At 66.1% G+C, this 21,788-nt stretch carries 19 protein-coding genes and 1 tRNA gene; 6 read left to right on the forward strand and 14 right to left on the reverse strand.

All coding sequences use genetic code 11. The features are described from left to right. Nucleotides 1-26: 26 nt before the first annotated feature. A complete protein-coding gene (gene lepA / locus OXG30_16590) occupies nt 27-1,811 on the reverse strand; it encodes a translation elongation factor 4 (protein ID MCY4136511.1) in 1,785 nt (594 codons plus the stop codon). A gap of 150 nt (nt 1,812-1,961) precedes the next feature. On the opposite strand from lepA, the gene rpsT reads away from it, so the two are divergent. Then, nucleotides 1,962-2,231, forward strand: coding sequence for a 30S ribosomal protein S20 (rpsT, locus tag OXG30_16595; protein MCY4136512.1), 270 nt, complete (start codon nt 1,962-1,964; stop codon nt 2,229-2,231). 21 nt (nt 2,232-2,252) lie between these two features. On the opposite strand, the gene holA is transcribed toward rpsT, so the two are convergent. The 5 genes from holA to OXG30_16620 form a co-directional block, all read right to left on the reverse strand. After that, nucleotides 2,253-3,266: a DNA polymerase III subunit delta gene (gene holA / locus OXG30_16600; GenBank protein MCY4136513.1), complete on the reverse strand. Its 1,014-nt coding sequence runs from the start codon at nt 3,264-3,266 to the stop codon at nt 2,253-2,255. 31 nt (nt 3,267-3,297) lie between these two features. Further along, complete coding sequence (folP, locus tag OXG30_16605) at nt 3,298-4,140, reverse strand: dihydropteroate synthase (protein ID MCY4136514.1); 843 nt, start codon at nt 4,138-4,140, stop codon at nt 3,298-3,300. Between the two features lie 10 nt (nt 4,141-4,150). Further along, a complete protein-coding gene (locus OXG30_16610) occupies nt 4,151-5,929 on the reverse strand; it encodes a ComEC/Rec2 family competence protein (GenBank protein ID MCY4136515.1) in 1,779 nt (592 codons plus the stop codon). A gap of 46 nt (nt 5,930-5,975) precedes the next feature. Then, on the reverse strand, nt 5,976-6,629 hold the full coding sequence (locus tag OXG30_16615; GenBank protein MCY4136516.1) for a helix-hairpin-helix domain-containing protein: 654 nt from the start codon (nt 6,627-6,629) through the stop codon (nt 5,976-5,978). A gap of 114 nt (nt 6,630-6,743) precedes the next feature. After that, nucleotides 6,744-7,451: a tetratricopeptide repeat protein gene (locus OXG30_16620; GenBank protein ID MCY4136517.1), complete on the reverse strand. Its 708-nt coding sequence runs from the start codon at nt 7,449-7,451 to the stop codon at nt 6,744-6,746. A 47-nt stretch (nt 7,452-7,498) separates the two neighbouring features. Here OXG30_16620 and OXG30_16625 point away from each other — a divergent pair, with 47 nt between their 5' ends. The 4 genes from OXG30_16625 to OXG30_16640 are packed head-to-tail and all read left to right on the forward strand — an operon-like array spanning nt 7,499 to nt 11,679. Then, nucleotides 7,499-8,533, forward strand: a complete 1,035-nt coding sequence (locus tag OXG30_16625; GenBank protein ID MCY4136518.1) for a phosphotransferase family protein — start codon at nt 7,499-7,501, stop codon at nt 8,531-8,533. Next, nucleotides 8,530-9,399 carry a PAC2 family protein gene (locus tag OXG30_16630; GenBank protein ID MCY4136519.1) on the forward strand — a complete coding sequence of 290 codons (870 nt, stop codon included), beginning with the start codon at nt 8,530-8,532 and terminating at the stop codon, nt 9,397-9,399. The genes OXG30_16625 and OXG30_16630 overlap by 4 nt, the downstream gene beginning before the upstream one ends. Nucleotides 9,400-9,427: 28 nt before the next feature. After that, a complete protein-coding gene (locus OXG30_16635) occupies nt 9,428-10,480 on the forward strand; it encodes an LLM class F420-dependent oxidoreductase (GenBank protein MCY4136520.1) in 1,053 nt (350 codons plus the stop codon). An 11-nt stretch (nt 10,481-10,491) separates the two neighbouring features. Beyond that, nucleotides 10,492-11,679 (forward strand): cytochrome P450, encoded by a 1,188-nt coding sequence (locus tag OXG30_16640; GenBank protein ID MCY4136521.1) that lies wholly within the window; start codon nt 10,492-10,494, stop codon nt 11,677-11,679. A gap of 7 nt (nt 11,680-11,686) precedes the next feature. On the opposite strand, the gene leuS is transcribed toward OXG30_16640, so the two are convergent. After that, a complete protein-coding gene (gene leuS, locus OXG30_16645) occupies nt 11,687-14,158 on the reverse strand; it encodes a leucine--tRNA ligase (protein ID MCY4136522.1) in 2,472 nt (823 codons plus the stop codon). A 92-nt stretch (nt 14,159-14,250) separates the two neighbouring features. Between leuS and OXG30_16650 the strand changes: the two genes are divergently transcribed. Next, a tRNA-Ala gene (locus OXG30_16650) sits at nt 14,251-14,324 on the forward strand. 313 nt (nt 14,325-14,637) lie between these two features. Here OXG30_16650 and OXG30_16655 read toward each other — a convergent pair. The 7 genes from OXG30_16655 to nadD form a co-directional block, all read right to left on the reverse strand. After that, nucleotides 14,638-14,895 carry a ribbon-helix-helix domain-containing protein gene (locus OXG30_16655; protein ID MCY4136523.1) on the reverse strand — a complete coding sequence of 86 codons (258 nt, stop codon included), beginning with the start codon at nt 14,893-14,895 and terminating at the stop codon, nt 14,638-14,640. 46 nt (nt 14,896-14,941) lie between these two features. Continuing rightward, the gene (locus OXG30_16660) at nt 14,942-15,310 is read right to left on the reverse strand and encodes an aspartyl protease family protein (GenBank protein ID MCY4136524.1); all 369 of its coding nucleotides are present in this window, start codon (nt 15,308-15,310) and stop codon (nt 14,942-14,944) included. Between the two features lie 54 nt (nt 15,311-15,364). Next, the gene (locus tag OXG30_16665) at nt 15,365-17,872 is read right to left on the reverse strand and encodes a glycoside hydrolase family 3 C-terminal domain-containing protein (GenBank protein MCY4136525.1); all 2,508 of its coding nucleotides are present in this window, start codon (nt 17,870-17,872) and stop codon (nt 15,365-15,367) included. Between the two features lie 28 nt (nt 17,873-17,900). Continuing rightward, entirely contained in the window at nt 17,901-19,319 is a 1,419-nt protein-coding gene (locus OXG30_16670; protein ID MCY4136526.1) for an MFS transporter, read from the reverse strand. A 118-nt stretch (nt 19,320-19,437) separates the two neighbouring features. After that, a complete protein-coding gene (gene rsfS / locus OXG30_16675) occupies nt 19,438-19,818 on the reverse strand; it encodes a ribosome silencing factor (protein MCY4136527.1) in 381 nt (126 codons plus the stop codon). A gap of 72 nt (nt 19,819-19,890) precedes the next feature. After that, the gene (locus tag OXG30_16680) at nt 19,891-21,060 is read right to left on the reverse strand and encodes a LytR C-terminal domain-containing protein (protein ID MCY4136528.1); all 1,170 of its coding nucleotides are present in this window, start codon (nt 21,058-21,060) and stop codon (nt 19,891-19,893) included. After that, nucleotides 21,053-21,625 carry a nicotinate-nucleotide adenylyltransferase gene (nadD, locus tag OXG30_16685; GenBank protein ID MCY4136529.1) on the reverse strand — a complete coding sequence of 191 codons (573 nt, stop codon included), beginning with the start codon at nt 21,623-21,625 and terminating at the stop codon, nt 21,053-21,055. The genes OXG30_16680 and nadD overlap by 8 nt, the downstream gene beginning before the upstream one ends. Nucleotides 21,626-21,788: the final 163 nt, after the last annotated feature.

Consider the following 21,788-nt stretch of genomic DNA (forward strand, 5'->3'; position numbering starts at 1 on the left):
ACCCGGCAAACGTCGGACAGGCGGTCTCAGTCGTCGAGGCGGAGGGCGGATATGAAGGCGTCCTGGGGCACGTCCACCCGGCCGATGGCCTTCATCTTCTTCTTGCCGGCCTTCTGGTTCTCCAGCAGCTTGCGCTTGCGGGTCACGTCGCCGCCGTACAGCTTGGCGGTGACGTCTTTGCGGAAGGCTTTGACCGTCTCCCGGGCGATGATCTTGCCGCCGATGGCCGCCTGGATGGGAACGTCGAATTGCTGGCGGGGTATGAGCTCCTTGAGCTTCTCGGTCATGCGCCGGCCGTAGGAATAGGCCGCATCCCGGTGGACGATGGAGCTGAAGGCGTCCACCGGCTCGTGCTGGAGCAAGATGTCCACCTTGGTGAGGTCGGAGGAGGCGTAGCCGTCGGGCTCGTAGTCCAGGCTGGCATAGCCCTGGGTGCGGCTCTTGAGCTGGTCGAAGAAGTCCACCACCACCTCGGCCAGCGGCAGCCGGTAGGCCAGCTCCACCCGCTCGGGCGACAGGTACTCCAGCTTCTTCATCTCCCCCCGACGGGCCTGACACAGCTCCATCAGGGTGCCGGTGTAGTCGGCGGGAGCGATGATGGTGGCGGCCAGCATGGGCTCCTGGATGCCCTTGATCTCCGCCGACGGGGGCATTTCCGATGGGTTGTCCACCTCCACTTCTTCGCCGCTGTCCATCTCTACCCGGTAGGCCACCGACGGGGCGGTGGCGATGAGGCTGAGGTTGAACTCCCGCTCGAGGCGCTCCCGCACGATCTCCATGTGCAAGAGCCCCAAGAAGCCGCAGCGGAATCCGAAGCCCAGCGCCCCCGACGACTCCGGCTGGTAGTTGAAGCTGGAGTCGCTCACCCGCAGCCGCTCCAGGGAGTCGCGCAGCGCGGCGAACTCGTCGCCGTCGATGGGATACAGCCCGCAGAACACCATCGACTTGGGCTCCTGGTAGCCGGCCAGGGGCTCGGCCGCGCCATCGCGGGCGGTGGTGACGGTCTCCCCCGACCGGGCCTCGGCCACGTTCTTCATCCCGGCGATGAGGTAGCCCACCTCGCCGGGTCCCAGTTCGTCGACCGGTGTGGGCTGGGGGCGCCAGGCTCCGATCTCGTCGGCCTCCCGGTCGGCGCGGGCCTGCATGAAGCGGATCTTGGCCCCCGACCGCAGCCGCCCGTTCATCACCCGCACCGAGCTGACCACGCCCCGGTACTGGTCGAAATGGGAGTCGAAGATCAGCGCCTGGAGCGGGGCGTCGGGGTTGCCGACCGGCGGCGGGGTGCGGGCCACCACCGCATCGAGCAGTTCGCGCACGCCTTCTCCGGTCTTGGCGCTGATGTGCAGCACGTCCTCGGCGGCAATGCCCAGAACCTGCTCGATCTCCTCGGCCCGGCGATCGGGCTCGGCCGCGGGCAGGTCGATCTTGTTGACGGCGGCCACCACCTCCAGCTCGTTCTCCAGGGCCAGGTAGCAGTTGGCCAGCGTCTGGGCCTCGATGCCCTGGGCGGCGTCCACCAACAAGATGACCGACTCGCAGGCGGCCAGGGAGCGGCTCACCTCATAGCCGAAGTCCACGTGTCCGGGAGTGTCAATGAGGTTTATCACGCAGCCGTCGTGGTCGAGGCGGACGCTCTGGAGCTTGATGGTGATGCCCCGCTCCCGCTCCAAGTCCATGGAGTCCAGATACTGGGCCCGCATATCCCTTGGGTCGACCGCTCCGCACAACTCCAGCATGCGGTCGGCCAGCGTGGATTTGCCGTGGTCGATATGAGCGATGATCGACGTGTTGCGGATGTGGGAGAGATCCATGGGAACCGAGTAACGCTACCGCCCTCAATGACTAGGTTCCCATGTGGTTACGGAGAGTTGGAGGATTGAGAAGCCGAGTCATCTGATTGGTCAACGAGGTACTTCCCCCATGTGGTTGGCAGGGTTGGGGGACGGTAGAGTTGTCATTCTGTGGCAAACATCAAGAGCCAGATAAAGCGCAATCGCCAAAACGAGAAGCGCCGCCAACGCAACCGGGCCGTGCGCTCGGAGGTCATCACCCGAACTCGAACCGCGGAGGCCGCCGCCCAATACGGGGACGCCGAAGAGACCGCCGAGGCGGCCCGCATGGCCATCAAGCGCATCGACAAGGCGGCCACCAAGGGCGTGTTGCACCCCAACACCGCCGCCCGGAAGAAGTCCCGCTTGATGAAGCGCCTGGCCCGGCTTCAGGCTGAGTAGCCCCAGTCCAACTCCCAACCTCTAGCGGTTCAGCTGGGTCAGACGGGCCACCAGCACCTCCAGCACCCCCTCTGGGGGCACAGCAGAGGCACCTCGCAAGTCCAAGTCGGCTTGGGCCAGCAGCTCGATCGATCGGGCTACCCGCTTCGACCCCAGCTTCCTCACCTGGCGCAGCGCCTTTCGGGCCGGGAAGGTGGAGCCCTTGAGGCCCAGCAGCTCGGCCGCCTCCTTCTCGTCGGCCGCGTCGGCCCCGTCCAAGCGCAGCAGCCGGTTGTGGTGGTTGTAGAGGGTGGACAGCACCTGCATCTCGTTGCGGCCTCCGGCGTGGAGCATGCGGCGCAGTTTGTCCAAGGCGTCGGCGATGTTGCCCGACTCCACCGCATCGGTGAGCTCCCAAGGGGGCACCGACCCGGCCTCCCAGATGAACGGGGCCACATCGTCGGCCTCCAATGCCCGATCCGGCCCATAGGCCGACGCCAGCGTGGTGAGCACCGCAGGCAGGCGGCTCATGTCCTCCCCCAGGTGGTCGGCCAGCAGCCGCTTGGCCCCGGGCCGAAGCCGGAGCCCCGCGGCGGCGATCTGGGTGTCCATCCACTTGGCCGCGCCGTCGCGGCCCCGGGGTACCCCGGCGCCGACCACCTCACCGCCGGCCTCGGCTACTGCTTCCGATAGGCGCTTGGGCACTGCGTTCAGCCTTTGAAGCGCCGGCCCCTTCTCCCACACCAGCACCAAATCGGTTGTCTCCAGGGGGTTCTCCAGATAGCCAAGCAATGGGCTGAGCGAATCGACGGTGGAGAATCGGCCCATCTCCCGGCCCACCACCACCCGCCGCTCGGTGAGGAACGGCGGGGTCTGGGCCGCGTCCACCAGCGGGGCGATGTGGTAGTCGTCGTCTTCCAAGTAGGCGGCCTCGGTCAGCTCGGCCACCATCAGCGACCGGTCGCCGTCGCCCACCAACTGGGCCACACGGTCGCGCACCGCGTTGGACAACAGCACCTCATCGTCTCCGTGCAGAAGGACCACCGTGGCGCTCATCGCCGGCCCCTAAAGCGTTCAACTGTCGCGCTCATGCACACTCCCGTTGGCGTTGGAGGATTGCACTCATGAAGTCGGCCACCCGGCGGGTGCCGGCAACATCGTGGGCCCGCAAGATCCGACAGCCCAGCCCGACCCCGAGGGCATGGGCCGCCAGCGTTGCCTCCCGCCGGTCTCCCACCTCGGTGTCGGTCAGCGCCCCCAAGAACCCCTTGTTGGACACTGACAGGAAGATGGGATAGCCCAAATCCACCAGCTCGTCGGCACGGCGTAGCAGCTCCGCCGACATCTCGGGGGTCTTGCCCAGATCATGGCCGGCATCGAGCATGACCCGCTGCGGGGGAATACCCGCGTCAACGGCCCATTGGGCCCGCTCGGCCAGAAACCGGCCCACCTCTCCCACCAGGTCGTCGTATACCGGCTCGGGATCGGCCACCCTCGGCGCCAACCGCACATGGCAGGCCACCACTGATGCCCTCGCTTCTGCCGCCTCGTGTAGGAAGTCGGGGTCGGCGAACCCGCTGATGTCGTTGCCCACCACCGCCCCGGCAGCGTAGCTCTCCCGGGCCACCGAGGCCCGCCAGGTGTCCACCGATATGGGCAGGTCGAAGCGCTTCCGCAGCGCCTCTATGGCTGGCACCACCCGGTCCATCTCCTCGGCCTCGGTCACCTCAGGGCCAGGACCGGCCTTCACCCCGCCCACGTCCAAGAAGTCGGCCCCCTCGGCCACCAGCTCATCCGCCTTGGCCAAAAAAGCGTCGAAATCCCAGTACTGACCGGCGTCATAGAACGAGTCAGGCGTGCGGTTCAAGATCCCCATGACCAGGGCCCGGGTGGTCACGTCATAGCGATGCGGCCCCAGCTCCACAATCACACCGGCGACGCTACACCGCGCTGGTGTCGGGTGACAGGGTTACCGACACCGTCAGACGGGGGTCGTGGGAGGTCACCTCTACTATGAGGTCTCCAACCAGGACTTGTTGGCCGGTGCGGATGGTGGTGGCGCCGCCGATGCGGTGGCCGGGCGGAGCGATGACCGTTCCCACCCACATCCGCTCTTTGAGCGAGAGAATCTGGTCGCGCTGGGCCCGGGTGCCCCGGTCGGCTACTACCGCATCCACGGCTTCAACCCCGGCCCGGCGCAAGTCCTCGAGTAGCCGTTCGGTCGACCGGTTGGCGCCCAGAATGACCACTGTCGCGTGGTGATGGCGCCACACTTCGACGCCGGAGTCGAGCACGGCGTGGAACGGAGGATCGGCGATCCGCAGGGCCACCGCCGGCACCAACAGCGCCATGGCCAATCCCCCGGCGGCCGCCGCCCGCAGCAGTCGACGCCGGGCCAACCACCAGACGACCGCGCCCATGGCCACTGCGACCAGATGCGGGATTTGCAGCTCGCCCAGTCGAGCTGACGCCGCCCAGCCGGCCACCGCCTGGATCCAGCCAATGCCCACGCTGGTGGGCCAATGGATGACCTGGGCAAGCGGACCGCCCACCAGTCCGGCCACCACGCCGGCCGACAGACTCCACATCATGATCGGCCCGGCCACCGGGGCGGCCAGCAGGTTGGCGGGCAAAGAGGCCACCGGCACCCCGCCGAAGGTGGCGATCAGCAGCGGTGACACGGCCAACTGTGCTGAGATGGTCACGGCCACCGCGTCGGCCAATATCCGAGGACCGGGTAAGCGCTCGGCGAGGCGGGGGGACCACAAGATGATGCCCGTCGAAGCGGCCACTGACAGCCGGAAGGCCACCGAATGAACCAACAGCGGATCAACCAGCACCAACAGGGCCACGGCCAGGGCCAGCACACGGCGGCTAGAGGCCTCGCGCCCCACGAGGGTGGCGGTGGCGGCGATGGCGGCCATGGCTGAGGCCCGCAGCACCGACGGCTCAAACCGGGTGACCAGAGCGAAAAAGCCGATGGCCCCCAGGGTGAGCACCCAGCGGCCCCGGTAGTCGAACTGCTCGATCAGGGGTCGGGCCAAGATGAGCACGAAGGCCACGTTCTGGCCCGACACGGCCAGCAGATGGGTGAGCCCCGAGGCCCGAAAGTCATCGGACACCACCGGCGACTGGTGGCGGTCGTCGCCGTACGACAGCCCGGTGAACAGGGCGAGGCGGTCGCCGTCCATCGTCTGAGCGCCCCGGGCGATGGTTCGTCGCAGCCAGTTGGCCAGCCGATAGGGAACAGGTCCATCCTGATGACCGTGGATGCGGTCGATGTTCAGCCGATTGGCGATATGGCGGGCCGCTTGGTAGTCGGGAAGCGGCAGGATCGGCCGGACGCTACCGGCGACGTTGACGCGGTCCCCTGCCAATCGTTTGCTCAGGTCTCGGGCGGCGCGGCCGTAGGCCCAAGCCTCATAGCGTCGTCCGTCCGCCCGCACGAACACCCGCATCCCCTCGCCCACTGGCACCGGATCGGACACCAGGGCGGCTTCGCCGTCAAACGCTGAAGGTTCAAGGGGATCGAGGCCCGCCCAGGCCCGCGCTCCCAGCGACGAACTCAGCAGCACGACCGCGGCCACCAGCAGCCACGGCCGGCGGACGGCCAGGGCAACAACCCCCAGGACAATCGCCGGAACCAGCGGGACGGCCGCCGACCACCAGGCACCGGCCAGAGCGGCGACGGCCAACGCCACCGCGTGGCGGTCACTCATCTCGGGCCGGCGACCACACGTTGGCGGTGCCGCCTCTGTCTGGCGCTCACACGGCGACCAGGGCCCGGATCTGTTCGAGTTTGCTGGGACCGATGCCCGACACCGCCAGCAACCCGTCAACAGAGGCAAACCCGCCGATCCGCTGTCGGTGTTCGATAATGGCCGCAGCAATGGCCGGCCCTACCCCGGGCAGCGACTCCAACTGCTCGGCGGTGGCAATGTTGAGGTTGAGTGGCCCGGAGCGGGCCTGCGCTCCACCGCCCCCTGACCCGCTTCCGCCCACCGGGGCGGGCACGGTGGTCTGGCCAATTCGCGGGAAGTACATCCATAGGCCGTCGGAGAGCGGAGCAGCCAGGTTCACCCGGTCGTGGTCGGCATCAGGGGTCAGCCCCCCGGCGGCCTGGACCAAGTCGTGGACTCGGGCCTCCCCCCGGAACAAGTACACCCCCGGGGTATGAACCGCACCGGCGGCGTGGACCAGGATCGGAGTCGGCTCAACCGATGGTGTTGCGGCAACCGGCAGCGGTGTGGCCATAGGAATGATCGCCTCTGGCCGGGGGGTGCCGTTGGCACCGACCATCAGGTAGGCGGCCACTGCGATGGCAGCCACCAACCCGGCCCCGGCCATCAGCAGTCGGGGGCCGGTGATCAGATGGCGGTAGTCATCCCACATCTCCCGGACCCGTTCCGCGGGAGTCAACCGAGGAGGAGGAAGCGAGGGTTCTTCCATAGCCGTTTCCGGACGCGACGCGCTGCCTTTGCGAGAGGGGAAGCACCTGGATTATATCAGAAATAAATAAAAATAGTCTTTGGCTCAATAGAGCTGGGTGGTGAGGCGCCGACGATAGACCGAGGTGCGGGGATCGTCAGACCCCATGATCTCCAACAGGTCCACAAATTCCTGGCGGGCGTCCGGATCGGCCTTCACCCGGCCCAGCAGATCGTCGAGGCGGGCCTCGACATCTCCGTTGTCGGCGGCCCCCGGGCCGGTGCGGGCCAACGCGGCGATACGACGGACCTCGGCGGTCTCGGGAATCCGCTCCAGCAGATCGAGGGCCTCCTCGCCCCGACCATCAGCCACCAGCAAGTCGGCTAGCCCCACCACGGCGTCCTCGTGGTCGGCGTCCAGTTCCAACGCCCGCCGCAGAGAGTCCTCGTCGCCGGCGGCCACCAAAGCCTCCACCTCGCTCTCCTTTTCGGTGGGAATCAGACGCTGCACGAACTCGGCCACCGCGGCCTCGCCCTGGGCGCCGATGAATCCGTCCACCACCTTGCCGTCGCTCATGGCGTACACCGCGGGAATGCTCTGCACCTGGAACGCCTGGGCAGTCTGCGGGTTGTCGTCCACGTTGACCTTGGCCAGCTCCACCGCCCCGTCGGTGGCCGCCACCGCTTGCTCCAGGATCGGCCCCAGGGTCTTGCACGGACCGCACCACGGCGCCCACAAGTCCACCACCACCGCCACGGTGTGGGAGCGCTCGACTACCTCAGCGGCAAACGTCGCATCAGTCACATCAGCCATCGGCTACCTCTCATCGACCCTGAGGGAACGCTACCCTCACCAATTGCATGGACCACATCCGAGGCATCCGGCACGACGCGGTCAGCGCGTGGTTCGACGCCAACGTGCCGGGCGTTGTGCTGCCTCTGACGTTCGAGTTGATCGCCGGAGGGCACTCCAACCTCACCTTCAAGGCCACTGATGCCAACGGCCAGTGCTACGTGCTGCGCCGACCCCCTCTGTATCAGGTGCTGGCCACCGCCCACGAGATGGGCCGGGAGCACAAGATCATCGCCGCCCTAGCCGATACCGACGTGCCGGTGCCCAGAACCCATGGTCTGTGCGAAGACGAGATGGTCAACGAGCGCCCGTTCTACGTGATGGAGTTTGTGGACGGCAAGGTGGTACGCAATCGCACCCACGCGGCCGCGTTGGCTCCTGAGCTGCGCCGAGCCGCCTCCACCTCGATTGCCGAGACGCTGGCCCACATCCACGCGGTGGACGTGGACGAGGTGGGGCTGGGCGACCTTGGCCGCAGAGAGGACTACATAGCCCGCCAACTCCGGCGCTGGCTGCGCCAGTTCGAGGAGTCCAAGACCCAGGACCGCCCCCAGATCCAAGAAGTCCACGACCATCTTGTTGCCCGCATCCCCGAACAGGGAGAAGCCGGCATCGTCCACGGCGACTACCGCCTGGACAACTGCATACTGAGTGAGCAAGGCCAGGTTTTGGCGGTGCTCGACTGGGAGCTGTGTACATTGGGCGACCGCAACGCCGACGTGGCCCAGCTCCTGGTGTATTGGTCTGAGCCCGATGATCCCGAATCCGCGCTGGACGATCCCCCCACCGGCGAGGCCGGATTCGCCAGCCGAGCCGAGATGTTCGACCTCTACTCGGAGGCGTCCGGCCGCGAAATCGACAACTTCGGGTTCTACATGGCCTTTGGCTACTGGAAGCTGGCCTGCATCTTGGAGGGCGTGTACAGCCGGTACGTGGGCGGCGCGATGGGCGACAAGGCGCCGCCGCAAGGGGCTGACAGCTTCGTTGCCCGGGTGGACGCCCTAGTTGAAATGGCCTCATCTGCCGCGGAGCAGGTGGCATGAGCAGCGAACTCGTCACCGTCCATCAGATGCCCGATTTAGCTGATCCGGTGCTGGTGATGGCACTCGACGGTTGGGTGGATGCCGGCTACGGCATGCGCACTGCCGCCGAGATCATGACGCAGCCCGACGATGGTGTGCTGGTGGCCAGCTTCGATGCCGATCTGCTCATCGACCACCGAGCCCGCCGCCCCACTATGACCGTGCGGGACGGCCGAGTGGATGACATCAGATGGCCCGCCATCAGCCTCCAGGTGGTTCACGATCTCGACCAGCAGGAGTTCCTGATGCTCCACGGGCCCGAGCCCGACTTTCGCTGGCAGGCGTTCTGCACCGCCGTCGATGAGCTGGTGCAGCGGTTGGGAGTGGCCCGGGCAGTGACATTGGGGGCATACCCCGCGGCGGTGCCCCACACCCGGCCGGTGCGGCTGTCGGCCACCGGCACCTCCCAGAACCTCATCGAGCGATTCGGCTCTCCCCAGGGAACCCTGGAAGTTCCCGCCGGAATCGGGGCGGCTCTATCCAAGCGGTTCGAGGTGGCGGGCCTGGAAACGGTGTCGGTGTGGGCCCAGGTCCCCCACTATGCGTCCGGTTCCCCGTTCCCGGCCGCTGCTGCTGCTCTCTTCCAAGGTCTTCGGGCCGTGGCCGATTTGCGGTTCGATTCGGCCCCGCTGATCGCCGAGGGGCTGGAGGTGTCCCGGAAATTGGACGCTATGATCGCCCAGAACGCCAGCCACCAGCGGCTGGTTGGGCAGCTGGAGAGCGCCTACGATGCCAGCGCAGGTGAACAAGATACCGAGATCCCTACCGGCGACGAACTGGCCGAAGAACTAGAGCGCTTCCTACGCGACCAGGACGAGTCGAAATGACTGTGACCGCAACCCGAGAGGACACGACATGAAACTGGACGGCGGACTAGCGGCAAGAGCGGCTAGAAAAGGCTCGGTTGGACCTCTGGCCGAGGTTGCCGATTCGGCCCGCAATCTGGAGGCCGCCGGCTACGACGGGGTCTGGTCTATCGAGCTCGACCATGACCCATTCCTGCCGCTGGTGCTGGCCGCCGAGCACACCAGCCGCATTCAGATCGGAACCTCGATTGCGGTGGCATTCGCCCGCAACCCCATGATTCTGGCCAATTTGGGGTGGGATCTTCAGGCCTATTCCGGCGGGCGCTTCATTCTCGGCCTGGGTTCGCAGATCAAGCCCCACATCACCAAGCGTTTCTCCATGCCCTGGTCTCATCCCGCCGCCCGCATGAAGGAGATGGTCGACGGAATAAAGGCCATATGGGAAAGCTGGGAGACCGGCGAGCGCCTGTCGTTCCGGGGCGAGTTCTATCAGCACACCCTCATGACGCCGATGTTCAGCCCCGGTGCCAATCCCTTCGGCCCACCCCCTGTTCATCTGGCCGCGGTGGGCAACCTCATGACCGAGGTGGCCGGCGAGTCGGCCGACGGTTGGATCAGCCACGGATTCACCACCCCCAGCTACGTGCGGGAGGTGTCGCTGCCCGCCCTCGAGCGCGGGGCCGCCCGAGCGGGCCGCAATCCGATGGACATAGAAGTGTCGATGCCCGTGTTCATCGTCACCGGAGAGACCGAGGAGGAGATGGCGTCGTCGGCCCAAGCGGCCCGCCAGCAACTGGCCTTCTACGGTTCAACGCCCGCCTATCGCCCGGTGCTCGAGCACCACGGCTGGGGCGAGGCCCAAGACGAGCTGAACCGCATGTCCAAACAGGGCCAGTGGGTGGAGATGGCCGATGTGATCGACGACACCATGCTGGGAACCTTCGGCGTTGTGGCCGAGCCCCAGAACCTGGCCACCGGCGTCGCAGCCAGCTATGGCGGGCTGATCGACCGTATGTCATTCGGCCAGGGCCTCCGTTCCGACGGACCCTGGGGCGAAGTGCGGGAAGCACTTCGAGCTATTCCAGGACGGTCGCCCGAATAGAGTCTCCAATTATGGAGGCGCAGGAGCCGACGGACTTTCACGAGGGTTTGGCCCAAGCCGAAGAGGCGGCCATCAACCCCCACAGGGAGTGGGACCGAGGCCGGGCTGAGCCCCCGGAGGTTCGCGACGACGGATTCGGCGGGCGCATCCTGAATCTGTATCGCCGCAACCACACCGAGTCGGTGCTGCGCAACAGCGCGGTGTTCTCCACCCGGGTGGTGGCCGAGTCGATGGGCCCGTTCATGGGACCGCTCATGCTGGGCATGGACGGTGACGAGCACACTGCCTACCGGGGACTGGTATCGCACGCCTTTCGATCCTCAGCGCTGGCCCGATGGGAGACCGAGTTGGTGGCGCCCATCGTCAACGAGCTGCTGGACGAGATTGCGCCTCGGGGGAAGGCCGATCTGGTGGCTGAGCTCACCCAGCGATTCCCCACCCGGGTGATCGCCGGGATCATGGGAGTGCCGATGGACGACGCCGACCAGTTCCGGCTGTGGTCCGAGCAGGTGAGTGCCGGCCCTCTCCACCCCGAGGAGGGCCATGCCGCCTCTCAGGCCATGCGCGACTACCTCCACCCCATCGTGGAGGATCGCAAGCAAAGCCCTCGCAACGACCTGATCAGCGACATCACCCATGCCGAGATCGACGGACAGCGCCTCGACGACGAGCACATCTACGGTTTCCTGCTGCTGCTCATGCCCGCCGGAGCAGAGACCACCTCCCGGGAGATGGGCATCGCATTGACGGCGCTGTTGACCAACGAGGGCTGGATCGACCGGCTGATGGCCGACTGGTCACTGCTGGACCAGGTAATCGAGGAGACCCTGCGGTGGGAGAGCTCCGCGCCGCTGGCCACTCGGGAGGCCACCGAGGACACCGAGGTGGATGGCTGCCCCATACCGGCCGGCACCCGGCTGATGATGACCATGACGTCGGCCAACCGGGACGAGCAGGTGTACGCCGACGGCGACCGCTGGAATCCCGACCGCGAGCAGCCCGTGGCCCACATGGCGTTCGGCTGGGGTCGGCATCTGTGCTTGGGCATGCACCTGGCCCGCCTGGAGATGCGGGTGGCCCTGCGGGCCATCCTCGAGCGGCTCGGTGGCCTGCGGCTCGACCCCGACGCCGATTCCCCGCTCATCCGGGGGGTGGCGTTCCGCGGCCCTGAAGAGCTTCACGTGGTTTGGGACGCCTAGCGGGCCGCTAGACCACCACGTTGACCAGCTTGGGCGGACGGGCGATGACCCGTCGGGGGTCGCCGCCGTCCAGATATTGCTGCACCCTCTCCGACGCCAACGCCAAGGCCTCCGCCTCAGCATCGGCGATGTCGGCGGGCACCTCGATGCGGTCGCGCACCTTGCCGTTGACCTGCACCACCATGGTCACCGTCTCCAGCACCAGCTTGGCCTCATCGGCAGTCGGCCACGGCTCGGCGTGAATGTTGCCGCCCCGGCGCATTTCCCACAGCTCGGCGCAGATGTGGGGCACCATCGGGGCCATCGCCAGCAGCAGGGAGTCGACGGCGAAGGCCAGCGTGTCGTAGTGGGGACCGTCGTCGGCTTGCACATAACGGTACAGCTCGTTGGTGAATTCCATGCAGCCGGCCACTGAAGTGTTGTATGACCAGCGGTCGAACTCTGAGGTGATGCGATCGATGAGCCGGTGAGTGGCGGCGTCGATGGCGAGATCGGCTTCGGTCACAGGTCCTGATCGGGCCGGATTGGCCCGCTCTGCGGTGCCTGCGGCCAGGCGCCACAGACGGCCCAAGAAGCGGTTACAGCCCTCGAGGCCGAAGTCCTCCCAATCCACATCCTCGGCGGGGGGCTTCACCTGCAAAATGGCCAACCGCAGCGCATCGGCACCGTGAGCGTCGATGATGTCCTCAGGAGCCACCAGGTTGCCGCTCGACTTCGACATCTTGCCCCCGCCCATTCGCACCATGCCCTGGGTGAACAGCCGCTGGAAGGGCTCCCGCAGCCCGGCGGGGGCCACCCCCAAATCGGACAGCGCCCGGGTGAAGAACCGGGCGTACATCAAGTGCAAGATGGCGTGCTCCACCCCGCCGATGTACTGGTCCACCGGCAGCCACCGCTCCAGCGCCTCCGGGCTAAACGGCAGCTCCTGGTTCTTGGGATCGGCGAAGCGCAGGAAGTACCAAGAGGAGTCCACAAAGGTGTCCATGGTGTCGGTCTCCCGGCGAGCCGGTCCGCCGCAGTTGGGGCAGGGCGTGTTCAAGAAGCCGGGGTGGTCCACCAGCGGTGAGCGGCCGGTGGGCATGAAGGCTACGTCGTCGGGCAACCCCACGGGCAGATCCTCGTAGGGCACCGGGACCGCCCCGCACGCCTCGCAGTACACAACGGGGATTGGGCACCCCCAGTAGCGCTGGCGGGACAGCAACCAGTCGCGCAGCCGATAGTTCACCTTGCGCTCGCCAATGCCCTGGTCTTCCAGCCAGTCGATGGCTGCCGCCTTGGCCTCGTCCATCCACAGTCCGTCGAGCCACTCGCTGTTTATGGACGGGCCGTCGCCGGTGTAGGCCTCGCCGTCGAAGTCCTCGGGGGGCTGCACGGTCCGGATGATGGGCAAGCCGTAGGCGGTGGCGAATTCCCAGTCGCGCTGGTCCTCGCCGGGCACGGCCATGATGGCTCCGGTGCCGTAGGTGGTGAGCACGTAGTCGGCCAAGAAGAGCGGGATGGGCTGGCCGGTGAACGGATTTATCACCCGAGTGCCGGTATCCACCCCCCGCTTGTCGGCCGGCCCGGCCACCGACAGGCGCTCGAATTCACTGCGCTCGGCAACTGCGGCGATGAATGCCTCCACCTCGGCTCGGCAGTCATCTGTGGTGAGCTCGGCAACCCGAGGGTGTTCGGGAGACATGACGGCGAAAGTCATACCGAAGCTGGTGTCGGGCCGGGTGGTGAACACCGCGATCCCGTCGATGTCGTCGCGGGCAGTGCCGTCGGCATCGGCGATCGGCAGCGTGAAATCGGCCCCCTCGGAGCGGCCGATCCAGTTGCGCTGCATGATTTTCACCCGGTTGGGCCAGTCCAAGCCGTCGAGGCCGTCGAGCAGTTCCTCGGCATAGGCGGTGATGCGGTAGAACCACTGCTCCAACTCGCGCTGTAGGGCCATGTCGCCGGAGCGCTCGCAGGTGCCGTCGGCCAGCACCTGCTCGTTGGCCAGCACCGTCTGGCACCCGGGGCACCAGTTCACCGGAGCGGTGGCCCGGTAAACCAGGCCAGCCTCGTAGAACTTCAGGAAGATCCACTGGGTGAAGCGGATGTAGTCGGGGTCGTGGCTGCTGAGCGTGCGGCGCCAGTCGTACACCGCGCCGATGCGGCGCAGCGACGACGAGAGCCGTTCAATGTTCTCATCGGTGTGGATCCGGGGGTGGGTGCCGGTCTTGATGGCGGCGTTCTCCGCGGGCAGGCCGAAGCTGTCGAATCCGATGGGCGACAGCACCCCGTCGCCCTGCATGGTGCGGTAGCGCACCAGCAAGTCGCCGAAGGTGTAGTTGCGTACGTGGCCGATGTGGGCGGGACCGCTGGGATACGGGTACATGCTCAGCACGTAGTAGGGCGGTCGGGGATCGTCGTTGTCGATCTCGTAGGTGGCGTCGTCGATCCAGCGCTGCTGCCATTTGGGCTCGATCGCCTCTGGGTCGTAGCCGTCCATCGCCGCTCAATCTACCGAGCCGCCGGACAAGGCCAATAACCGTTATCCCATGTGGGGAAGCGTCAGGATGGCTGGTACAGTGCCCTCTTCGCGGGGCTGTAGCTCAGTTGGCTAGAGCGCTTGCATGGCATGCAAGAGGTCGTGGGTTCGAGTCCCATCAGCTCCACAGCTTCCTCAGCAGTCGGCAATTGCACCCAGGGCGGCGCAGACCTCGTAGCGCCGATGAGCAATCGTTCCCACATAGCGGGTGAGCGAAGATTTTGGGATTACGCGGAGATTGTCGAAGCTAGCCGCACACTGCCCACTCATGCCGTCGTCAATATCAAGCGGCACCTCTGTGGGAATACCGCGTACGCTACGCGTGATCGGTGCGACCATAATCCTTCGAAGCCCCTGAATGGCTCGGCCTCGAGTAACAACCAACACGGGACGAATGTCGTTCTCGGTCTCTGCCCACCAGATTTCACACTGTGCCGGGCTCACCAGCGCTCCCACGGCTCCTCTGCGACCATCTCTCGGAGATTCTGCTCAGCCCAGCGCAACTCCTCCTCGGTCTCGGGAATGCGCCGGTAGCCCTCCACAATCGCCTCACCGATGAGCCGGCGTCGACGCTGATCAAGCATATCCTCGAGCGCACACCGCACCGCGTCAGAGCGAGACTTCGCCTCACCGCTGTCGACCATCTCATCCAATTGAGCCACCAGCTCGTCGTCAACCCTTGTCACCAGCTGTGCCATGCAATAAGCATACCAATTTGCAATACAATCTGGTTTGCCGGGATGATCAGCCAGCCAATTGGTACATGATGACGTCGGATGGAACCAGCCGCTCCTCCGCCGGGTCCACGGCCAGGGCCAGCCCTTGTAGTGTGTAAGCCCCCAACAGAATCGGACCATCGTCCTCGCCGAACACCACCAGGGTCCCCTCGCTCTCGCCTTCTACCGTTACCCATGCTCGGCCGTAGTTCATGAATATCCGCCGTCCGTCGGCCAGACGGAGTCGCCGCGTACCGATGGGCTTCACCCCCAACTCGCGCAGCAGCCTGTCTGGCAGCATGGTGTAGAAGGAACCGGTGTCCACCATCGCCTCAACCTCCATGGATTCCCCGCCTTCCGCAGCCGAGATCTGGATTGGCACTTTGAAGACTCCCATACCAGAACGCTATCCCAATGCAATTCAGACTGTCAATCAACAGATTGACACAAATTATATTGTAAATTCATTAAACTGGACTTCGGCGGGGTGGACGAGGTTGGCGCTGGAGCGGGCGGTCCAGATGGTGTAGGGGCCGGGGTCGACGTACCAGCCGGGATCGGTGCGCTTGTGGGACTCCCCGGCGGGAACCGGGCTCATTGAGTCGAGTCCTTGTGGGGTCTGGTCGCCGGGGTCGTAGTAGGCGAAGGCCCGGCGGGTGAGCACGATGCGGGCGGTGGTTCGCTCACCGGGGGCCAGGTGGACTTTGGCGAAGCCCTTGAGCTCCCGAACCGGGCGGTGCAGCAGCGACTCAGGCGGCTCCACGTACACCTGCACCACATCGCTGCCTGACCGGTCGCTGGTGTTGGCCACGTCGACTTCCACGATCACCGGGTCGACCATCTCGGTGTCTCCCCCGCCCGACACCCGAGGCTCCGACCATTCGAAGGAGGCGTACGACAGGCCGTGGCCTAGGGGAACAGCCGGCTCGATGGACCGGGCGTCGAACCAGCGGTGGCCGATATAGAGGCCCTCGCCGTAGCGCACCACTCCGTTCTCGCCGGGATAGTTGAGAAACGCCGGGCTGTGCTCGTAGCGGGCCGGCACGGTCATCGCCATCCGCCCACCGGGGTCGGACTGGCCGAACAGAACATCGGCCACCGCGTAGCCCATCTCCTGACCTCCGAATCCGGCCACCAGCACCCCGGCCGCCTCGTCGGCCCAGTCCAAGTTGCAGGCACCGCCGGTGTTCACCACCACCACGGTGTTCGGATTGGCCGCCGCCACTCGGCGGATCAGCTCGGGCTGGTCGCCGGGCAGGTCGAAGGAGTCCCGGTCGCGGCCCTCGGTCTCCCAGTCGGCGTTGGTTCCCACCACCACCACCGCCACGTCGGCGGCAGCCGCCGTTTCCACGGCCTCAGCGATAAGATCCCGATCAACTTGCGACTTGAGGCCCACCCGCACCCCGCAAAGCATGAAGCTGTCCCGGCTCGTGTACTCGATGACGATGGGCGTCTCGCGGCCTTCGGTGAGCTGCACCGGCGAGGTGATCACCTCAGAGCCCATCCCGAAGAAGTCATCGCCCTTGTCGTAATCGCCCTCGGTGGCATCCAACACCGTCTCGCCGTCGAGCAGAACCCGACAGCGTCCGAGCTGCACCAAGCCCAGGGCGTATTCTCCGGTGTCCTCGGCCACTAGCACCCCCGAAGCCCGAACCGAAAATGCCTCCGGGTTCACCCCCGGTCCCGGTTCGCCGAAGAAGACCATCTCAGCCGACGCCGACTCTCGGGTGTGTACCACCGGACCCGACCAGTCGTGGCCGTTGAAGTACTCCAGCCGGAGCTTGCCCCTCAACATCGGGGCCGACAGCGCAATCAGGGAGCGCTCTATGTCGCAGCCCTGGGCGTAGCGGATATCGAGATGGCCGTATTCGTCTCCCAGCGCATCCATCAGGCTCACGTTGCGATAGGCCTGCACGGTGGCCGATCCCCCGCCCATGATCTGCGCCTTGCGAGCGTTGGGGCCGATCACGGCCAGCGGCCCTGACATGGACGAATCCAGTGGCAGCACCCCGCTGTTGGACACCAACACCGTCCCCGCCGCGGCCGCTTGTCGCACCAGCGCTCTATCCTCGGGCCGGTCCAGCTCCTGCTCTTGGCCGGGCTGGCAATCGTCGTCCCCGTCCAGCGCCCCGGTGCGCTCCAGTAATCGCAGCATGTCGCCGGCAATGCGATCGAGATGAGCGTCGTCCATCTCCCCCGCCGCCAGCGCTTCGCCGATCGGGCCGCGGTTGTACCACTGGCCTGGCCCGGGCATCTCCAAGCTCAATCCGGCTCGGGCCGAAGCTGCCGTAGATCGGGCTGCGAACCAGTCGGAGACCACGAACCCGTCGAAGCCCCACTCATCCCGCAGCACTCGGGTGAGCAGCCATTCATTCTCCGAGCAGAAGATTCCGTTGAGTCGGTTATAGGCGCTCATCACCCCCCATGTGCCGCCTTCGGCCACCGCGTACTCGAACGGCACCAAGTACAGCTCTCGCAGGGTGCGCTCGTCGACCTGAGAGTCGATGGTATTGCGCTCGAATTCAGAGTCGTTGGCCACGAAGTGCTTGGGCGTGGTGGCTACTCCCCGCGATTGCACGCCCCTCACGAATGCCGCGGCCACCAAACCGGACAAGATCGGATCCTCGCTGTAGCACTCGAAGTTGCGTCCCCCCAGCGGGTTGCGGTGCAGGTTGATGGTGGGGGCCAACAGCACTCGGCACCCCTTGGCCCGGGCCTCGTCACCCAAGAGCCCGCCCAGCCGTTCGACCAGCTCTGGGTCCCATGTGGCCCCTAGCACCGCCCCGGCCGGAATACACGCCGTGGCAGTGCCGGTGCCCAGCAGCCCACCGCCCCGGGCTCCGTTGGGACCATCGGTGACGCCGATAGCGGGAATGCCCGCGGCCGGGAAGCTCTTGGTGGTCCAGATGGCCTCACCGGCCACCAGGTCAGCTTTCTCTTCGGTCGTCAGGGCAGCCATCCGCGTCCCAATTGATTCCGACATGGCCTTAGGGTCTCACACCTAATTGGCCGCCTCGCAGTCCACGCCGCACGAGGGCGGTACCGGAGGGGAAGGCGACCACGATCACCGCCGCTGAGGCCGCAAATGTGGCGATGACCCAGACCCAGGCCCTCTGGAATCCAGCCAGCAGCTCATCGCTGGGCGCCGAGTTGAACAGCGCAACCACCACGGCAATACCCAGGGCGAAGCACACCTGCTGAACAGTGCGGGTGGTGGCATTGGCGATGGCGAATTGCGTTGGTGGGATGTCGCTCATGGCAGCGCTGACAAAGGTGGCGATGGACAGGCCCACCCCGATGCCCAAGGCAATGTTGGCGGGCAGGAACACGGTGAAATAGGCCGACGACTCCCCCGCCAGCAGCAGCAGCCACAGGTACGAAAGCCCGCACAGCACAACTCCCGCCGCCAACAGCCAGCGATGACCCCAGCGGTCGGCCATCCGTCCGATGGGAATGGACAGCACCGATGCCATAATCGGCCCCGGTGTGAGCCCGAGACCGGCCTCCAGCACGGTGAGCCCCCACAGGTCTTGGAGCAGCAGCGAGCTCATCAAGAAGCCCGGCACGAACCCTAGCGCGTACAGCCCGAACGAGGCGGTGGCCGCCCAGAATGACCGGTAGCTGAACAGGCTGAGGTCGAGGAGCGGATTGGGGTGCGACCGCGACCGCCAGATCACGAACGGCAGCAAGACAACTCCCAGCAACGCGAAGACGATGATGCGGTAGTCGCCATAGCCCCAGCCCTCGCCCTGGACGATGGCCACCATGACCAGCGCCAAGGCCAGGGTGCCAATCGGCACCCCCACCACGTCGAGGCGGCCCTCGGCTTCCTCGTCGCGCGACTCCCGCACCAAGCGGGTGGTGGCCGCGAACACCAGTGCGGCGATGGGCAAATTGACGTAGAAGATCCACCGCCAGCCCAGGCCCTCTATCAACAGCGCGCCGATGGATGGGCCGAACGCCGCCCCCAGCGCGCCCATCGCCCCCCACATCCCGATAGCCGCGGAGCGGCGGGACACGGGGAATTCCGGCAACACCATGGCCAACGACGACGGCATGATCAGCGATCCGCCCATGGCCTGCACCACTCGGGCGGCGATCAGAATCTCCACTCGGGGGGCCACTCCGCTGAGCAGCGAGCCGACGGCGAAGATCACCAAACCGAGATTGAACATCTTGCGCCGGCCCTGGCGGTCGGCCAGCCGCCCCGACAGCAGCAGGAACGACCCCACCGTGATGGAGTAACCGCTCACGATCCATGACAGCGCGGCGTTGGAGGCATCCAGTGATCTCTGGATCGACGGGAAGGCCACGTTGACGATGGAAACGTCCACCACCACCATGAACGCCGCCGCAGTGGCCGCCCCCAGCGCCAGCCAGGAGCGGCGCTCAACCGGCTCTACCACGGGGCGCCTTCCATCGGGGCCACGGTAGCGGTGCGCCGCGGGTCCCCGGCCAGCGACGGAACGAAATGCTCTGACCACCGCCGGATCGGGGACCCGTGGCCACTGTACCGGCCTGTGTCTAGGTCGGCAACGGGTTTGCGGCCAGGGTGGGGCAGTCTTTCCAGAGGAGATCGAGGGCGTAGTAGTCCCGGGCTGACGAAGAGAAGATGTGAACTACGAAGTCGCCGTAGTCCATCAGCACCCACTCGTGGTCAGTGAGGCCCTCGATGCAGATGGGCTTGGGACCGCCACAGAGATCCACTGCTTCTTCGATCCGCTCGGTCAGTGCCCTAACCGCCCGAGTATTCGGCCCACTGGTGATCACAAAGTGATCGGTGATGACCAGCACGTCGCCCACATCGATGATGACGGTGTCAAACCCGGGGCCATCTTCTGCCGCGTCCGCTGCGGCCTTTACCCAATCCCACACGACCGTTGCGTCAGCGGTGCTGACGCTCATGTGGCGATCACGTCATCATCCGCAATGGTCGTGAGACGGGTATGGCGCTCATGCGGGCATCACGCTCTCACTCTAACCATCTCCGGTCATCAGATGGGAGAAATCTGCGCCGAAGGTCACCGTGATGTCAGCGGAGGCATTGGGCAGCTCTTCGGCGATGGCCGATCCGGTGCCCAAGGCGTCTCGGTAAGCCTCGGCGTGGGCGGCGAAGCCAACATCGTGATAGGCGACTTTGGTGGTTTCCCATCCGAACTCCGCGGCATTTCCGATCCGCGTGATCTGCGCACCGGCCCGGCTGAGCTCTCGGGCCGCAGTTTTGGTGAGCTCAAGGTCTCCAACGCCATTGAGCAACCGAACTCTGGGCAAGCTCCCGCTCGAAGCCGAGATGGGAAACGGGATGACTTCCCTCACCTGCCGGCCAACCCTCTCCGGATCTACTACCACTACTCCACTGTCATCGACCCCCCCAATGATCGTGCTCATGAACACCTCCCCCGCAGCGAGGGCCCGCCCGAATCGGCCCATCCCTCGGTCAGTCTCGCCAGGAATAACGTTGGGCGCGGTCGAGTCCCCCACCTGCCTCAGCCAACCCCCCCAGAACGACAGGTGACGAGACAAGGCTTCGAACGGCGACTCGCCCGGACTGCGCCCTGCCAAATAAGGCCCGACATCGGCCGCGGCCAAGTTCACCAGTCCGGCCCCGAACCGGGTCTCCCCGTCAGGGCCAACGAGCGGAACAGCACTGATGAAGGCAATAGGCTCCACCGCCGACACCAACGCCGCCCAGCTGCCATCGTCCACCACCTGCGTCTCGCCGGGGCGGACATCCAACAACTCGGCAATTGAGTCGGCTACTCCCGCGCTGGCCGACTCGACCCAGCGTTCGCTAATCGACCCTCCAGAGGTCAACGTCTCAGAGGGAATGAACAGAACCGCCCCCTCGACTCCGGGGTCAGTCAGCGCCAGCAGTGTGACCCCGTGGAGACGGTCGCCGTTGGCGTGGATCAACAGCAGCGTGGGCGTCGGGTCTACAAATGCCTCGTACCCGGGGGCGTCGGGATTGGCCGGGGTGCTCACCTCCGTACCGTCGCTGCTGCCGGAAATGGCCGACCACCCCAGCCACACCAGCAGCGGCACCGCGGCGGCTAGACCCAACACCAGCAGCGGCCAGCCCCAGCGCCACCAGCGTGGCGATCCCTTCCTCGGCGCTGCGCCACCGGCGCCTGGTGTGGAATCACCCATACAGCCTCTTTTGGCGGCAGTAGGCCAGCGCAGCGGGAGGGACCAAGCCGTCAAGCGGCTGGCCAGCGTCAGCCCACTCCCGCACCTGGGTACTGGACAGGTCAACCAGCGGGCAGTCCACCACCATGTGGGCCACAGGCGGGCGATCTCCCATCGCACCGGGCCGGTCCACCACGACCACTTCAGCCATCGCGGCGATCTCCTCCAATCGGCGCCAGGTATCCAGTCCGCCAGCGGCATCGCTGCCCGTGATGAGGAAGAGCGAACTCTCGGGGTTGTCGGCCCGGAATGCCTCCAAAGTGTCCACGGTGTAGGTCAGGCCGCCGCGATCTATCTCCACCGATGAGGCCACCACCCCTTCGATCCCATCCACGGCCGCTTGCACCATGGCCAGTCGATCCTGTGCGGGGCTGAGCTGTGGCCGATCCAGCTTCTGCCAGGGTTCGTTGGCCACCACCAACTCCACCCGGTCGAGGTCCAACTCCGCCCGCACCCAGCCAGCCACTGCGAGATGGCCGACGTGGATTGGGTCGAACGTGCCCCCGAAAATGCCGATGCGACTCACTGTCGGCAGTGTACGAAACAAAGTGCCGGCATCCTTGCCACCCGTGACACCGCCGCCATCCAAGAAAATCGTGCGGGATTCAACGCAACCCAACGGTAATTTCGCGAGTCAAAGTGAAAGGCAACCGGGAACAAATCAGAGCGCGGATTGGTTGCAGATCACG

Source organism: bacterium (assembly GCA_026708015.1).
Taxonomy (GTDB): Bacteria; Actinomycetota; Acidimicrobiia; order Acidimicrobiales; family Bin134; genus Poriferisocius.

Coding starts and splice junctions, on each gene's coding strand:
- lepA (MCY4136511.1), bottom strand. CDS start 1,811: ATGGATCTCTCCCACATCCGCAACACGTCGATCATCGCTCATATCGAC.
- holA (MCY4136513.1), bottom strand. CDS start 3,266: ATGAGCGCCACGGTGGTCCTTCTGCACGGAGACGATGAGGTGCTGTTG.
- OXG30_16610 (MCY4136515.1), bottom strand. CDS start 5,929: ATGAGTGACCGCCACGCGGTGGCGTTGGCCGTCGCCGCTCTGGCCGGT.
- OXG30_16620 (MCY4136517.1), bottom strand. CDS start 7,451: ATGGCTGATGTGACTGATGCGACGTTTGCCGCTGAGGTAGTCGAGCGC.
- OXG30_16625 (MCY4136518.1), top strand. CDS start 7,499: ATGGACCACATCCGAGGCATCCGGCACGACGCGGTCAGCGCGTGGTTC.
- OXG30_16630 (MCY4136519.1), top strand. CDS start 8,530: ATGAGCAGCGAACTCGTCACCGTCCATCAGATGCCCGATTTAGCTGAT.
- OXG30_16635 (MCY4136520.1), top strand. CDS start 9,428: ATGAAACTGGACGGCGGACTAGCGGCAAGAGCGGCTAGAAAAGGCTCG.
- OXG30_16640 (MCY4136521.1), top strand. CDS start 10,492: ATGGAGGCGCAGGAGCCGACGGACTTTCACGAGGGTTTGGCCCAAGCC.
- leuS (MCY4136522.1), bottom strand. CDS start 14,158: ATGGACGGCTACGACCCAGAGGCGATCGAGCCCAAATGGCAGCAGCGC.
- OXG30_16655 (MCY4136523.1), bottom strand. CDS start 14,895: ATGGCACAGCTGGTGACAAGGGTTGACGACGAGCTGGTGGCTCAATTG.
- OXG30_16660 (MCY4136524.1), bottom strand. CDS start 15,310: ATGGGAGTCTTCAAAGTGCCAATCCAGATCTCGGCTGCGGAAGGCGGG.
- OXG30_16665 (MCY4136525.1), bottom strand. CDS start 17,872: ATGGCTGCCCTGACGACCGAAGAGAAAGCTGACCTGGTGGCCGGTGAG.
- rsfS (MCY4136527.1), bottom strand. CDS start 19,818: ATGAGCGTCAGCACCGCTGACGCAACGGTCGTGTGGGATTGGGTAAAG.
- OXG30_16680 (MCY4136528.1), bottom strand. CDS start 21,060: ATGGGTGATTCCACACCAGGCGCCGGTGGCGCAGCGCCGAGGAAGGGA.